We start from the raw sequence: 14,487 nt of genomic DNA, 5'->3' as shown, positions 1-14,487 counted from the left end.
TATAATCACCAAAGATGATTTTGGGCGGCAGCGCATTGAAATTGACAAATACAAAAAATTCATAGGATAAAATTTTTATTATGGCCAATATTTTCAAAGCATATGATGTTCGGGGAATTTATCCTGAGGACCTGAATGAAGACCTGATTTATAAAATCGGCAAGGCATTCTCAGATATGCTGATTGAGGAAACCGGGAAAGAGGAAGTGACCATCGTTGTCGGACAGGACATGAGGATATCCTCCCCCTCACTGGCACAGCACCTGATCAAGGGGGTGACCGAACAGGGGGTGAACGTCATTGATATCGGTTTGGCCAGTTCCCCCACCTTTTTTTACGGGGTTTCCATTTTAAATGTCGACGGCGGCCTTCAGGTGTCTGCATCCCATAATCCAAAGGAATACAACGGGGTTAAATTCGTCAGGCATAAAGCCCGGCCGGTGGGATTCGACAATGGGATAGGCCTTGTTAAGGAAAAAATTGATACCAACACCTTCCGTAAGGCCCAAACGACCGGACGGGTTCTCAGTGAAAACACTGTGCTGGGAAAAGAGGTGGATTTCGCCTTGGAAAAGTGTAACCCCAAGGCCATCAGGCCAATGAAAGTGGTTGCGGATGCGGCAAACGCCATGGGCGCCCCTTACCTTTCCGAACTCTTCAAGCAGCTGCCCTGCGAACTGATCCCAATGAATTTTGACCTGGACGGAACCTTTCCCGCCCATGAGGCAGATCCCTTTAAGGAAGAAAATTTAAAAGACCTGAAATCAAAAGTCGTCCAGGAAAAGGCGGATCTGGGGATTGCCACCGATGGCGACGGGGACAGGATTTTCTTTATTGATGATAAGGGGGACTTGGTTGAGCCGGCCATTTTAAGGGGGATCATGTCAAAAATAATGCTCCGGGAGCATCCCGGCGCAACCATCTGCTATGACATCAGGCCGGGACGGATCACAAGGGACATGATCGAAGAAGCCGGCGGGGTGCCCTCCGTGACAAGGGTGGGACACACATTGATCAAAAAAAGGGCCATTGAGGAAAATGCCGTCTTTGCCGGGGAATCTTCCGGGCATTTCTTTTTCAGCAATGAAGCCGGTGTCTTTGAGATGCCCATGATCGTGGTGTTGAAACTTCTGGAATTTATTTCTGCTTCCAACACGACGCTTTCCGAAATTGTCCGGCCCCTGAGGAAATACCACCATTCAGGAGAAATAAACTCCATCGTAGAAGACAAAGCGGCTAAAATCAAACAGATCTCCGAGTTATACAAAGAGGGGGACATATTCTGGCTGGACGGTATTACCGTGGAATTCAAAGACTTCTGGTTCAATGTCAGGGCGTCCAATACCGAACCCCTGTTGCGGCTGAACCTGGAGGCCTCAACCAAGGATCTTATGTTGGAAAAAACCGATGAAATTCTAAACATCATAAGAGCCTAGTTTTTCCATGGATATCCAGAAAGGCCTTGTATGAATAAAAAAGGAGCGGCCCCTGCCATATTGGTCGTGGGAAGCGGCAACGGGGAATTTGTCATCAACCTGGATTGTGAATTTGAATCCAACAAAAAATATTTGGCAAAATACCATAACCTTATCGGCGGCAGCGGGGTGAACTACTCTTTGAGGCTGGCGGCCGCCGGGTTTGAAGTGCTGCCTGTGCTGCCCGTTGGAAAAGACCTGCTTGGGGAAAGGATAAAGGAAGGGATTTTAAGTCAGCTGGAAAAGCATGACTGCAGACTCGCCCCCTCCCTGGTCAACTCCGATTCATTTTTCATGAAAAATGTCAAAACAAAGATATCTACCATTGTCATAGATAAAAACAAAACCCGTACGGTTTTTTCGGAAAAAAACGAAACCGAAACCGGCTTCCAGGACCACCTGCTTAAAAATCTATCCCTGATAAACAAGGCACGCTGTCCGGTGGGGGCTGTGCTCATAGGGCATATCCATTCAGACGATCCGGACAGGACGCCCTCGGACCCGGGAAAAACCACCAGATATCTGATTGAAAAATTTGCCGGTAAAAGCCTGATCTTCGCCAACCTCGGCCACAGCCAGCTCAGCCTGGGTGTTTCATACTGGGAACCCTTTTTACGTAAAACCGATATTTTTCAGCTGAACCTGTCCGAACTCACCTATTTTTTCTCCGCCGGCGGCCTGGAGTTATCATTGTCCGGAATGGTGGAATGGCTGATGGACAACAATATAGATACGATCATCACCATGGAGGAGATGGGGGCGCTGGGTATTTTCAGCAGGGAAAAGAAAATTATCCGGGCAAAGGGCCATCCGGTGGACGGACTTGTGGACTCCACCGGGGCCGGGGATGCATTTTTGTCGGGGGTGGCTTCACGGCTCTGCAGGCATACCGGTTTTCAGCTTGAGGATTTTGCCCAGGCTATTCTGGAGGGGCAGGCCTGGGCAAACTATGCCTGCTCGGATTTTGGGGCGGCATCAAACTGCCCCACCCCGGCCCGGCTAAACGCCTTTAAAAAAGAGCTCTCTTTTGCAGATAAAAAGGGGGTGGACATCTTTACGCTCCAGGATGCCAAGGCCGGTTTTCTGGACAGCCTCTAGCGAACGTCCCGTCAGTCAGCCAATTCTCCCGGACGGGGAACGGTACAATACCGGAAACACAAGGGTTCCCAGGATCATAATGGCAGACCCGCAGGGGAAGGCATAGGCAAGGCTGAAAAAATCCATGGACAGACCGGCCAGGATGGAGCCGGTGAACATGCCCAGGGAATGGGCTACGGTCATCACGGACATCACCGATCCCATGGCCTTTTTTTCATCCCCCTTGACCACGGCCATGGCCGAAATCGCCGGCATGGCGATGCCGCCCCCCAGGCCGAAGACAAACACAGAGGCCAGCAGATGGTTGAATGAGGCGGCCCAGAAGGGACAGAGTATCCCAACGGCGGAAAGCCCCCCGCCCAAAACCACCATGCTCTTTTTATCAAACCGGTCTGCCACATATCCCATGGGCAGCTGCAGCACCCCGGAAACAAAGACCCCCACCATGACCAGCAGGCCGATCCGGGATCCTGAAAATCCAAATGCCGTGCCCGCATACAGGGGCATAAAACACCAGATTATACCGATACATGCCGTGTAGGCATACCTGAACGCCACCAGCCCGCCCAGTTCCCGGTCCCGGACCAGCATGGCAAAGGGGACCGGTTCCCGGTGGCGGCCCATGCGGATCTTTTCCTGGGATAGGGGGGGCAGGAACACCAGGCAGAGCACCAGCCCGGCAAGGGAAAGCCCTGTCATGCAGTAAAAGGCCCCGTCCATGGACCAGAGGTCCAGGACCGTCCCGCCGATAAAGGGCCCCAGGGAGAGGCTCAAAAACATGGAAAGGTTGAACAGCCCCATGGACCACCCCTCGGTGCCTTCCGGGGTGATCTCCCCCACATAGGCCTGGACCACGGGCATGATCATGGCGGAGCCGGCCCCCTGGATGAACCGGATGAAAATCAGCCCCTCCACGGTGGTCGACCTGACAAAGGCCAGGGAGACCAGGGCATAGGTCACCAGCCCGGCCATGATAAAGGGCTTGCGCCCCTTCCGGTCGGATATCCTGCCGAACACCGGCAGCAGAAAGGTTCTGGAAATGGAAAAGGCGCCGAAAATCATGGCCACATAGATGCCGGCTGCCCCCAGGTCGTGGGCGTAGAGGGGCAGCAGGGGCACCACGATGCCCACCCCGGTGACCGTGGCAAATATGATAAAGAACAGGGTGACGAATATGCCCTTATGGGCAGAAGGGATAATTCTGTGGCCCCGGCCCAGGATTTTGGCTGCCGCCTGGGAAATGGGTTCTTTTATGGCATAAAAAAGATCCATGTCACCCTTGGCCCGGTCAGGCCAGGCATTCCCTGATCTGGTCGATGAACCGGCTCCGGGTGGCAAACTCCCCCTTCCGGTAGTTGGCGTGGGTGAGGTAAAGAAACCGCTCGGCCCTTGTCATGGCCACGTACATCAGCCGCCGCTCCTCGAACAGGGCCTTGTCCCCCTCGTCAATGGACCGCCAGTGGGGAAAGAGCCGTTCCTCACACCCCACGATGAATACGGTGTCGAACTCCAGCCCCTTGGCCGAATGGATGGTCAGCAGGGCGACTTTGCTTTCATCGGTGTCATCCTCCTCCTTGTCCTCCCGGATCAGGGCGGCCTCCTCCAGGTATTCCAGCATGGTATCCTTGGACCTGGCCGTATAGACGAGCTGTTCGATATTCTCCTTTTTGGAAATGAACTCCTCGTAGGTTTTAGTTTTCTTTTCCAGATAATCGTAATACCCGGTCCGGTCCAGGACCGTCTCCATGGCCATGGCCGGGGCCATATCATGGATGGTGTCCAGAAGATCCAGCACCCCGGATAGGTTTTCATGGACCTTTTTGGTGAGCACCCGCTCTTTCACCATGGTGCGGGCCGCGTCCTGGAGACTCTGACCGTTGGTGCGCATGGCCGCGATTTTCTTTATCATGGTGGGGCCGATGCCCCGCTTGGGGGTGTTGACGATGCGTTCAAAGGAGAGATCGTCCCCCGGGAAATAGGCGGCGGAGAGATAGGAGTTGATATCCAGAATCTCCATGCGCTCGAAAAAGCCCTGGGAGCCCATGAGCCGGTAGGGCACCCTGAAGGCCCGGAATATCTTTTCAAAGGGCAGGGAGCAGAATTTGGTCCGGTAGACCACGGCCATCTTGTCATAGGGGATACCCTGGCCGTTTTTGTGCAGGGCACGTATCCGCTTGGCCGCCCATTCCGCCTCGTGGGCATCGGACATGAAATCATAGATCTCCACCACCCCGCCCTTTTTCTTTGAAAAGCACCGTTTGTCCATCTTGTCGGGGTTGTAGTCGATCATATCGTTGGCCGCCTGGACAATTTCATCGGCGGAACGGTAATTCTCCTCCAGCCTGAAAATCTGGGCATCCTTGTACTTGTCCGGAAATCCCAGAAAATGGTTGACGTTGGAGCCGCGGAACCCGTAGACGGCCTGCCAGTCGTCCCCCACGCAGAAGAGGTTGCGGTGGCCACCCAGCAGCAGCCCGGTGAGATCCTCCTGGAGGTTATTGGTATCCTGGTATTCATCCACCAGGATATAGGAGAAATAATTTCGGTACCAATTGCGCACCGCCTCATTGTCCCGGAGCAGGTCCCGGGTCTTAAGCAGGATATTGTCAAAATCCACGCAGTTCATCTCAGCCAGCCGGGCTTCGTACTGGCTGTATATATCCCCCAGTTTGATATTGTAAAAGCCGGGGTGGCGGTCAAAATACCGGGCCGGGTCCCCGAAGTTCTTGGCCCGGGAAATGGTGGACAGGATGCGGTTGGCAAATTTCTTTTCAATATTATTCTGGACGCAGAGTTCCTTGACCAGTTTATCCTGCTGGTAGACGGAAAAGACCTGGAGGGGGGCGGTATAGCCCATGGTTTCGCAATGCTTTTTCAAAATCATCAGACAGGCGGAATGGTAGGTTCTCACCCACTCGAACCGCATGGCCGGCATGCCGGTCATCTCCATGAGCCGGGACTTCATCTCCTGGGCGGCCTTGTTGGTAAAGGTGATGGCCAGGATCCGTTCGGGAAGGTGGCCCGTGGCCGTGAGGTGGGAAAACTTGGCGGTGAGGGTTCTGGTCTTACCGGAACCGGCTCCCGCAACCACAAGGGCCGGGGAGCCGGTATGATTAACGGCATCCTGTTGGGGTTTGGATAACTGCATAAATAAGTATCGTACTCTTTCTTGGATCTATATGTTAAAAACTCGATATCAATGCCAAAATGCCCGCCAGCCAGCAATAGGGTGCAAAGAGATGAAATTTACCGGTGTGAACCAGCTTCAGCAGCAGTTTCAATGCAGCAAGGCCGACAATAAACGAAACGATTGTACCACAAATGACGGCCGGGTCAATGAGCCCCCCGGTTTCTAGGGCATCCTTGATACTGATGATCTGTGCCCCGCAGATGGCCGGCACAGACAGGAGAAAGGAAAACCGGGCCGCCGTTGTCCGGTCAAGCCCTGCGAACATGCCTGCGGCAATGGTGGAGCCGGAACGGGAGATACCCGGGACCACCGCCATCCCCTGGACCACCCCGATGAACAGGGCCCGTTTCAGGGTCAGGGGTGCACCGCCGGAGTCGGATTCACGGTAATACTTTTTTGATCCCCAAAGCACGCCTCCCGTCACCAGCAGCATCAGCCCCACAAGCAGTGAGGAGGTGAACAGAATATGCTCAAGGGTTTTTAAACCGAATCCGATCAGGGCCGTGGGCACGGACCCGGCCAGGATGCACCAGACAAAATTCAGGTTTTTGTCCTGGGCGTTCAGCTCTTTTTTATTGGGGGCCGTTATAAACCGGAGCAGGGAAGCCGTCATTTCCCGGATATCGGAAAAATAAACCACCACCACCGCAGCCACGGTGCCCATGTGCACGGCCACATCAAAGGCCAGGCCCCCTTCAGTAATATTAAAATAAATCTGCCCCAGCACCAGATGGCCGGAGCTGCTCACCGGCAAAAATTCCGTCAGCCCCTGGAGGATGCCGAGTATGATTCCCTGGTAAATTTCCATATATTGCCTATTATTCAGCGTTGAATGAATTATAAATCCGGCCGGTCCCCCGGCCTCGCAACCGTATATAATTGTTGGCCTTAAATTGCAAGATTTTAAAAAAAGACTTGAATTTATGGGGGGTTCACAATAAAAATTTCCTATGTCATTTACCGATGTTATGAAACATAGGGACATCCCCCCTGCGACCGGCAGGGATAAAGGGGAGACCCTGCTGGCCCGGACCGCCGACCTCCTCGGCCGGCTGGGCCCTGATACGGTAAAAAACACAGATATCATTCTGAACGGCGCCTGCGCCCTCACCCAGGGACATTTTTCCCTGTATGTGGAAACCTGCCCCCCTGTGCCCCTTGTGCGGGCAGGATCGAATCTTCCCCAGGGTCTGGCCCGGGACATTGAACATACGCCCACCCTGCTCTGCCGCCCCCCGGAAACCGGAACGGTGGTTGCCATGGATGATGGCCCGGCCCCGCCGGATCCCCTGATTGAAAAATACGGAATCTCAGCCCTTCTGGGAGCAGCCGTAACCACGGAGATGAGGGCTTCGGGCATTTTATGGGTCGGGGCCGCCGCCCCCCTTGAATTTAACACGGACCATCACCACGCCCTCAGATGCCTGGCAGGCGCACTGGGGCATCAGCTTCAACTGGCCCGGGCAGACACCCACCGCCGTGTGGCCCAAATGGCCGCCCAGACCGCCCATGACCTGAACAATATTCTTTCAGGCCTGGTCTCTTACCCCGAACTGATGCTCATGCAACTTGAAAAGAACAGCCCCTTGAAAGAACCGGTCTCCTTTATCCACGAGTCCGGAGTGCTGGCATCGGATCTGGTCCAGAATTTTCTTTTCCTGGCCCGCCCCCAGTCCTACACCCCCTCTCCCATTGATCCGGTGCCCGTGGCCGAGGCCTATTTTTCAGGCAGTGCCCATGCCGCCCTGAAGGCCAAGCACCCCCATGTCCGGTTTTCTTTCAGGGCCCAGGAATGCCCGGGCGTTATCACGATCAGCGAACTCCTCCTTACCCGGCTCATCGCAATCCTTGTCACCCATGCCGCGTACGGCGCACGGCCGGGCAGCCGGGTGGAACTGGGGCTGGACCGCCGGGATGCCGATACGGTACGGCTGAGCATAAAAGACGACGGCCCTCCCTTGTCAGAAAAAAATATCGCCCATATTTTCGACCCCTTTTATACCCGGAAAAAAATGGGCCGTCCCGGATCCGGGCTGGGCCTTGCCGTGGTCCGAAAAATAGTAAAAGATCACGGCGGAAAAATAACAATTGAAAGCTGCGCCGAAAAAGGAAATCTCACTGAGATACATTTCCCTGTTCCCAGCACGCCGGCGGGCCAGGGCGCCCCTTGACACCCAACGCAGCCACCGGTCCTCCAGACGAAAACCATCGGAAAAAGAAGGCAAAGAACGGTTGATTTCATTTCCTTTCTCCTGTACTATGTCGGGTAATTACCTGAAGTCAAACAAAGCAGTCTAAACCTAAATCGAATCAATGAACTAATTAATTACACCTACAAAAGGAGAAAAAATGAACAAGAAATTTTTCACCAGAAGTTTGTTGTCCATGATCGCCTTCCTTTTCCTGTTCGGATGCGCGACCAAGACCCCGGTGGATCTGCCGGCCTTTTCTGCCAAGCAGTTTGACACCGCCATGTACAAATCCAAGGTCGATAACTTTATTATCGTCCTGGATGCCTCAAGCTCCATGCGCCATAAATACATGGGGATTCCCAAAGTCACAACGGCCAAGGCCATTGCTGAACGGATGAATCTGACCATCCCTGAACTGGGACAGACCGCGGGCCTGAGATCATTCGGCCATGCCGATGCCGTATCCAAAAACAAAACCGACCTGCTTTACGGGATGGAAACATACAATACCGCAGCTCTGGGCAGCAAAATCGGCGTTATCACCGAAGCCGGCGGCTACAGCCCCCTGGGCACCGCCCTGGACGCCGTGCAGACCGATCTTGAAGGCCTCAGCGGTATCCATAACGCCGTGATCATCATCTCCGACGGCCTGGATATGGAACCAAAAATCGAACAGGTTCAGGCGCTGAAAGACCTTTACGGCTCTTCCATATGCTTCTATCCCATTCAGGTGGGCAATGCACCTGAAGGTACCGCCTTCCTCAAAGAAGTCGCCCGCATCGGCGACTGCGGTTTCCTCTCCAACGCCGACGACCTCATGGACGGCGATGCCATGGCAGCATTTGTTGAAAAAGTATTTCTGAAAAAAGCAGGTGCCCCCACCGCCGTCATTACCCCCAATGACAGCGACGGCGACGGCGTATTCGACGACCAGGATAAATGCCCGGGCACTCCGGTTGGCGCCAGAGTCAATGCAGTGGGCTGCTGGACCCTGAATCACGTGCTCTTTGATTATGACAAATCCGTGATCAAACCCGTTGCCTATCCCCTGCTGGACGAAGTGGCTGGCATCCTGAAAAAGAATCCTGCCATGAGCATTGAGCTTCAGGGCCACACCGATAATATCGGCAGCGAAGAATACAATATGGGGCTGTCCATGAGACGCGCCAACGCCGTTGCCAAATATCTGGTGGACAAAGGCATACTGCGCAACCGGATGGCCACCACCGGCTTCGGTTTTACCAAACCCGTTGCCCTGAACGGCACTGACTTCGGCCGTTCCCTGAACCGCCGGGTTGAGATTCATCCCTATTAAGACGAATCCTTAAGAATTCCTGAAACAACCATCGGGCAGTGCATTGGATAATGCACTGCCCGATGGCATTTTTACCGTCCGGAATTCGCCCCGGACTGAAGACCGGGTAAAGACCGTTTAGGAAAAAATAGGCCGGGTTCCATATGGATGGTTCCGGCTTGCCTCAAATTCCTCCAGGGCCTGGATGGACATGGTCGCAAAGGGAATGGCCTCCAGGCGTTTCAGTCCGATTTCGTCACCCGTGAGTTCGCAATACCCGAAATTGCCTTTATCCATCCGTTCAAGGGCGTTGTTCACCTGGATCATCATATTGGAATACCGTTCAAAATTCTTCACTTCCCGCTCCAGATCAATATAGGTATTGCTCCGGTCCAAAATATCGGCCTGTAAAGATTCAAGGCTTTTGACCTTTTGGATGGACGTTGAGAGCTTCTGGCCCAGTTCCTCTTTACGACGGATCAGTTTTTCTCTGAAATAAGCCAGCTGTGCGTCACTCATATAGGGTTCGCCTGCTGCGGGAATATACCTCTGTGATGATGCCTGCGCATATACCTGTGTCATTCCTTGGCCTCCATAAATGATGTTTTGGAATTTACGGCAAGGATTTACAGGAGCGAAATTAAGCCAGAATTAAACAGGGATTAGAAGGCGATTAGAGATGATCCGCCGGCCGGCGGAGGGCCGGCGGAAAAAATAACAAAAGACCAAAGATCAGGCGGACCGGTACCTCAATTCGCCGGTGGTCTCCACCCCGTATCCTCCCAGCGCCATCACCCGCTGCTTGAATTCGGTGCTGCGGATGGTGGAAAGAAGGGTCTGGATCTTCCGGGTATTGTAATACACCTCCGGAATGACCAGGTCGTAGGATTCCGTGACCACGGGCAGGAAATCCAGGCCCAGGGCAATGGCGGCGGCCTTGATGCCCAGGCCCGCTCTGGCCCGGCCGGAGAGCACAGCCACAGCCACCGACATATGGGTGTATTCGTCATTCTCATATCCCGGGATATCCCCCGGGGAAATCCCACTTTTCTTCAGGCTGTAATCCAGAAGAATCCGAGTGCCGGACCCGGGCTGACGGTTGATGAAATCCAGCTTTCTGTCTGCGATATCTTCCAGCCCTGAAATCTTGTCTGGATTCCCCCTGGGCAGGATCAGCCCCTGCTCCCGCATGACCAGATTGACCAGGCGGACCGGGATGCCGGAAAGATATTTTTCAATATAGAAAATATTATAGCTGCCGTCCTCCGGATCAAGGAGATGGGCACCGGCCATGTGGCAGGCCCCCTTTTTAATGGCCATCAGCCCCCCCATGGACCCCACATGGCTGGAAGAAATTCCGGTACCCGGATGGGTCTTCCGAATCTGGTCCGCCAGCAGGTCCAGGGTGTTGTCATGGGAACCGGTGATAACCACGGTGTCCTCAATGGCGGACAGGGGCCTCAACAGCTGGGCCGTAACCGTTTCATCGTCGGTAATTCCCTCCACGTGGCGGGGGATGCGGATAATGCCGTCGGCCTCGGTAAGGGTGGTGATGCTGCCCGAGCCCCGGGGCAGCTGGGAGGACATGAGCTTGCCGTCCACGGACCCGATCTTCACCCGTAAAAACTCCTCCTGGCCCAGCTTGGAGGCCACCTTCCGGGCCGGGGTCACCGGGACGGTCTGCCGTTTTATTTCGGGCAGGTGCTGCATGTTCAACAGCAGGGGGCCGGCAAACTCCTCAAAGGCAACAATGGCGGATACCGGATAGCCGGGAATCCCGAAAACCGGTGTCCCTGCCACCTGCCCGAACATCACGGGTTTGCCCGGCATCATGGTGACCCCGTGGACAAAGACCTCACCCAGACTGGAAATCACGGGTTTGGCAAAATCCATGGATCCGGCCGAAGAGCCCCCGATAATCATGACCATGTCGTATTCCCCTGCAGCGGCATCGGCCACGGCACGCTGAATGGTCTCAAGGTCGTCTCTGAGCATGGAATGGATCTCGAATTCTGCCCCGTAATCCTGGCACAGGGCCCCCAGCACCGTGGCGTTGGATTCCACCACATCCCCGGGTTTCATGGTGTCGGCGCTCACATCCTGCCACTGCTTCAATTCGTTGCCCGTTGGAATAATCATCACCCTGGGTTTCTTCCTCACTTCCACATCAAACACCCCGCCGGAGAGCAGGGCGCCCATGGCATAGGCATTGATCTGATGGTCCCTGGGGAAGAGCAGCTGGGTGGCCACGATATCCTCCCCCATTTTCCTGACGTACTGCCAGGGAAAGGCAGGGGCCTCAATTTCAACGGTTTCCTCGTCCAGGGTGTTGAGGTTTTCAATCATGATGACGGCATTGGTATTTTCAGGCAGGGCATGGCCGGTATTGATCCAAAACGCAGTATCGCCGATTTTCAGGATCCTGGGTGCATCCTCACTGGCCCCGAAGGTGGTCTGGGCATCAACGGCGATGCCGTCCATGGCCGCGGCATGGAAATTAGGGGAAGAGATGGCGGCCACGGCCTGGGCCGCCAGGACCCGGTCCTTGGCATCCACCACCCTCAAAGTTTCGGTATTGGAGGCCAGATCGCCGAATTTGTCCAGGAGGCAGGCTTTGGCCTCCTGGATGCTGACCATACTCAGATAGATATTTCGCTTGGTATTCATGTATACATTCCGTTGATTGAGTGCCTGACGATTTAAAAAAGAAGTATCTCTTGGATGCTGCCCTTTTCCAGCCCTTCCACATGCTCACCGATTTCAAGGAGCCCGTCGGCGTGGACCATGGTCCGGATCAGCCCGGATTTCCCCAGCACCGGCCGGGCTTCCAGCCCGGCGTCTCCCCGGTGGAGCGCCACCCGGACAAAATCCCGGCGGCCCTGGGCCGAGGCCAGGTTACGGGTAAGCCGTGCCGGCAGCCTCACCGGTTCCCCTGGGGCAGAAAGGCCCTGTATTTTATTCAGGAAAGGAATCACCACGATTTTCAGTACCACCATGGCCGAGGTCACCTGGCCGGGCAGCCCCCAAACCGGGGTCTTTCCGGAACGGGCCAGGATGGTGGGCTTTCCCGGACTCACGGACATGCCGTGGACCAGGATCTGGGTATCTGCCAAACCCGCGAGCACCTCAACGGTATAGTCCCGGGCACCCACTGAGGATCCCCCGGAAATCAATACCATGTCCGTCTGGGCCAGGGCGTTTTCGCAGATGGTTTTCAAGGCCCCGGGATCATCCTTGACAATGCCGTATCGGATGGCCTCCCCCCCGGCCTCCCGGATCAGGGCGGCCAGGGAGTAGGAATTGATGTCCCGGATCTTACCCGGCCCCGGCATTCCTTCAATGGGAATGATCTCATCCCCGGTGGAGATAATCCCCACCTTAGGGGTCTTGAACACCCGGCACCGGGAATGGCCCAATCCCGCCAGCAGTCCCTGTTCCTGGGGCCGGACAAGACTGCCCTTTTCCAATACCACATTACCTCCGGCAAAATCCTCTGAACTGTCAATGACATGCTGGAGGGGGGCCACACTCTTGTATATCTCCACGGACTGCTCGTCCACGGCTTCGCTGTGCTCCACCATGACCACGGCATCGGCCCCAGCCGGCAGCATGCCGCCTGTGGAGATGCGGGCGGCACTGCCCCGGGGCAGTTCAAACTCCGGGGTTTCCCCCATGGCAATGGTCCCGGCAATTTCCAGCCAGGCCGGTGTGGATTCCGAGGCCCCGAAGGTGTCAGAAGCCCGGACCGCATAACCGTCCATGCAGGCCCGCCTGAACCCGGGCATATCTTCTTTGGCCGTGATATCTTCAGCCAGGACCCTGGACCAGGCGTCTCCCGTTTCAACGGTTTCCTCGCCCACCGGCCCAAAGGTCTCTGCCAGGGCCAATACCTCTTCCAGGGTCTTTACATTGAAAAAATGGTTCATTTTAAGGCGTCTTTCACCCGTTCCATGGCCTTGGTCACATTTTCAAGGCTGTTAAATGCTGAAATACGGATGTATTGGCTGCCGCACCGGCCGAATCCCCCGCCCGGGGTGCAGACCACGGCGGCCTTATTCAACAGCAGGTCGAAAAAATCCCAGGAATCCCGGCCCTGGCCGTCGATCCATATATAGGGTGAATTTTCGCCGCCCACATAGTCAAAGCCCAGTTCGGTCATTGTCTGGCGGACCACCTTGGCATTGGCCAGGTAGTAATCGATATACTCCTTGACCTGGGCCTTGCCGGCTTCCGAGTAAACGGCCTCGGCCGCTTTCTGCACCGGGTAGGAAACCCCGTTGAACTTGGTGGTGTGCCGGCGGTTCCACATGGCGTGGAGGGAAATTTCAGTCCCGTCCGCCCCGTATACCTTGCAGGCCTTAGGCACCACGGTGAATCCGCATCGGGTGCCGGTGAATCCGGCGGTCTTGGAAAAGCTCCTGAATTCCACGGCCACCTCTTTGGCCCCCTCGATTTCATAGATGCTTCTGGGCAGGCTCTCATCCCGGATAAAGGATTCATAGGCCGCATCAAAGAGAATCAGTGCCTTGTTCTCCTTTGCATAGTCCACCCAGGTTTTCAGTTCGTCCCTGGTGGCGGTGGCGCCGGTGGGGTTGTTGGGGAAGCAAAGGTAAATCAGGTCCACCGGTTCCTCGGGCAGTTCAGGCATGAACCCGTTTTCCTTGAGGCAGTCCATGTAGACGATGCCCTGGTACCGTCCATCCACGTAAGCACCGGTTCGGCCGGCCATGACATTGGTATCCAGGTAAACCGGGTAGACCGGATCGGGAATGGCGATTTTAATGTCCTCGGCAAAGAGTTCCTGGAAATTGCCGGTATCGCATTTGGCACCGTCGCTGACAAAAATTTCATCGGGCTCAATATCCGCGCCCCGGGCCTGGAAATCGTTGGCCGCAATGGCCTCCCTTAAAAATGCATACCCCTGTTCCGGGCCGTATCCCCTGAAAGTGGCATCCTGGGCCATTTCTTCAACCCCTTTGCGGAATCCATCCACAACGGCAGGGGCCAGGGCCCGGGTTACATCCCCGATCCCGAGGCGGATGACATCTGCATCGGGGTTGTCCGTCTGGAATTTTTCCACCCGTTTGGCAATATCCGAAAACAGATAGGACGCCTGGAGTTTACCATAATTTTCGTTGGCTCTGATCATGTCGCTTTCCTTAAAATTTCATATATTAGTGGTTTCAGCCTGGCAGAAAAAGGTCTCCGCCGGGTTGAATAAAATCCATCTTCCATCCC

General features: G+C 55.1%; 11 protein-coding genes. 4 read left to right on the top strand and 7 right to left on the bottom strand.

Translation table 11 applies throughout. From position 1 onward, the window contains the following. Positions 1-80 precede the first annotated feature (80 nt). Both HUN04_17355 and HUN04_17350 read left to right on the top strand, forming a co-directional pair. The gene (locus HUN04_17355; protein WDP91370.1) at positions 81-1,436 is read left to right on the top strand and encodes a phosphomannomutase/phosphoglucomutase; all 1,356 of its coding nucleotides are present in this window, start codon (positions 81-83) and stop codon (positions 1,434-1,436) included. A gap of 30 nt (positions 1,437-1,466) precedes the next feature. Next, positions 1,467-2,573 (top strand): carbohydrate kinase family protein, encoded by a 1,107-nt coding sequence (locus HUN04_17350; GenBank protein WDP91369.1) that lies wholly within the window; start codon positions 1,467-1,469, stop codon positions 2,571-2,573. A gap of 15 nt (positions 2,574-2,588) precedes the next feature. Here the strand turns inward: HUN04_17350 and HUN04_17345 are convergent, their stop codons facing one another. Genes HUN04_17345 through HUN04_17335 form a run of 3 tightly spaced genes read right to left on the bottom strand, consistent with a single transcriptional unit; the run spans position 2,589 to position 6,571 of the window. Continuing rightward, positions 2,589-3,845: an MFS transporter gene (locus HUN04_17345; protein WDP91368.1), complete on the bottom strand. Its 1,257-nt coding sequence runs from the start codon at positions 3,843-3,845 to the stop codon at positions 2,589-2,591. A 16-nt stretch (positions 3,846-3,861) separates the two neighbouring features. Then, positions 3,862-5,721, bottom strand: coding sequence for an ATP-dependent helicase (locus tag HUN04_17340; protein ID WDP91367.1), 1,860 nt, complete (start codon positions 5,719-5,721; stop codon positions 3,862-3,864). Positions 5,722-5,755: 34 nt separating this feature from the next. After that, a complete protein-coding gene (locus HUN04_17335; GenBank protein ID WDP91366.1) occupies positions 5,756-6,571 on the bottom strand; it encodes an undecaprenyl-diphosphate phosphatase in 816 nt (271 codons plus the stop codon). 160 nt (positions 6,572-6,731) lie between these two features. On the opposite strand from HUN04_17335, the gene HUN04_17330 reads away from it, so the two are divergent. Both HUN04_17330 and HUN04_17325 read left to right on the top strand, forming a co-directional pair. Next, the gene (locus tag HUN04_17330; GenBank protein WDP91365.1) at positions 6,732-7,934 is read left to right on the top strand and encodes a HAMP domain-containing histidine kinase; all 1,203 of its coding nucleotides are present in this window, start codon (positions 6,732-6,734) and stop codon (positions 7,932-7,934) included. Positions 7,935-8,112: 178 nt separating this feature from the next. Beyond that, positions 8,113-9,270, top strand: a complete 1,158-nt coding sequence (locus HUN04_17325) for an OmpA family protein (GenBank protein WDP91364.1) — start codon at positions 8,113-8,115, stop codon at positions 9,268-9,270. A gap of 117 nt (positions 9,271-9,387) precedes the next feature. On the opposite strand, the gene HUN04_17320 is transcribed toward HUN04_17325, so the two are convergent. From HUN04_17320 to HUN04_17305, 4 genes are all read right to left on the bottom strand, one after another. Next, a complete protein-coding gene (locus HUN04_17320) occupies positions 9,388-9,831 on the bottom strand; it encodes a TraR/DksA C4-type zinc finger protein (protein WDP91363.1) in 444 nt (147 codons plus the stop codon). 150 nt (positions 9,832-9,981) lie between these two features. Further along, entirely contained in the window at positions 9,982-11,916 is a 1,935-nt protein-coding gene (locus HUN04_17315; GenBank protein ID WDP91362.1) for a molybdopterin biosynthesis protein, read from the bottom strand. Positions 11,917-11,948: 32 nt separating this feature from the next. Further along, entirely contained in the window at positions 11,949-13,175 is a 1,227-nt protein-coding gene (locus HUN04_17310; protein ID WDP91361.1) for a molybdopterin molybdotransferase MoeA, read from the bottom strand. Continuing rightward, positions 13,172-14,398: an LL-diaminopimelate aminotransferase gene (locus HUN04_17305; protein ID WDP91360.1), complete on the bottom strand. Its 1,227-nt coding sequence runs from the start codon at positions 14,396-14,398 to the stop codon at positions 13,172-13,174. Before HUN04_17305 ends, HUN04_17310 begins: the two co-directional genes overlap by 4 nt. Between the last annotated feature and the right edge of the window lie 89 nt (positions 14,399-14,487).

Origin of the sequence: Desulfobacter sp., assembly GCA_028768525.1 — a bacterium.
In the GTDB taxonomy this organism is placed as follows: Bacteria; Desulfobacterota; Desulfobacteria; order Desulfobacterales; family Desulfobacteraceae; genus Desulfobacter.
Note: the sequence above shows the minus strand (reverse complement) of the source record. Positions and strands in the feature narration are given on the sequence as shown.

Bases quoted from the DNA above. Each gene is read 5' to 3' on its own strand.
- HUN04_17335 (WDP91366.1), bottom strand. From the start codon at position 6,571: ATGGAAATTTACCAGGGAATCATACTCGGCATCCTCCAGGGGCTGACG.
- HUN04_17355 (WDP91370.1), top strand. From the start codon at position 81: ATGGCCAATATTTTCAAAGCATATGATGTTCGGGGAATTTATCCTGAG.
- HUN04_17330 (WDP91365.1), top strand. From the start codon at position 6,732: ATGAAACATAGGGACATCCCCCCTGCGACCGGCAGGGATAAAGGGGAG.
- HUN04_17305 (WDP91360.1), bottom strand. From the start codon at position 14,398: ATGATCAGAGCCAACGAAAATTATGGTAAACTCCAGGCGTCCTATCTG.
- HUN04_17310 (WDP91361.1), bottom strand. From the start codon at position 13,175: ATGAACCATTTTTTCAATGTAAAGACCCTGGAAGAGGTATTGGCCCTG.
- HUN04_17350 (WDP91369.1), top strand. From the start codon at position 1,467: ATGAATAAAAAAGGAGCGGCCCCTGCCATATTGGTCGTGGGAAGCGGC.
- HUN04_17340 (WDP91367.1), bottom strand. From the start codon at position 5,721: ATGCAGTTATCCAAACCCCAACAGGATGCCGTTAATCATACCGGCTCC.
- HUN04_17345 (WDP91368.1), bottom strand. From the start codon at position 3,845: ATGGATCTTTTTTATGCCATAAAAGAACCCATTTCCCAGGCGGCAGCC.
- HUN04_17325 (WDP91364.1), top strand. From the start codon at position 8,113: ATGAACAAGAAATTTTTCACCAGAAGTTTGTTGTCCATGATCGCCTTC.
- HUN04_17315 (WDP91362.1), bottom strand. From the start codon at position 11,916: ATGAATACCAAGCGAAATATCTATCTGAGTATGGTCAGCATCCAGGAG.
- HUN04_17320 (WDP91363.1), bottom strand. From the start codon at position 9,831: ATGACACAGGTATATGCGCAGGCATCATCACAGAGGTATATTCCCGCA.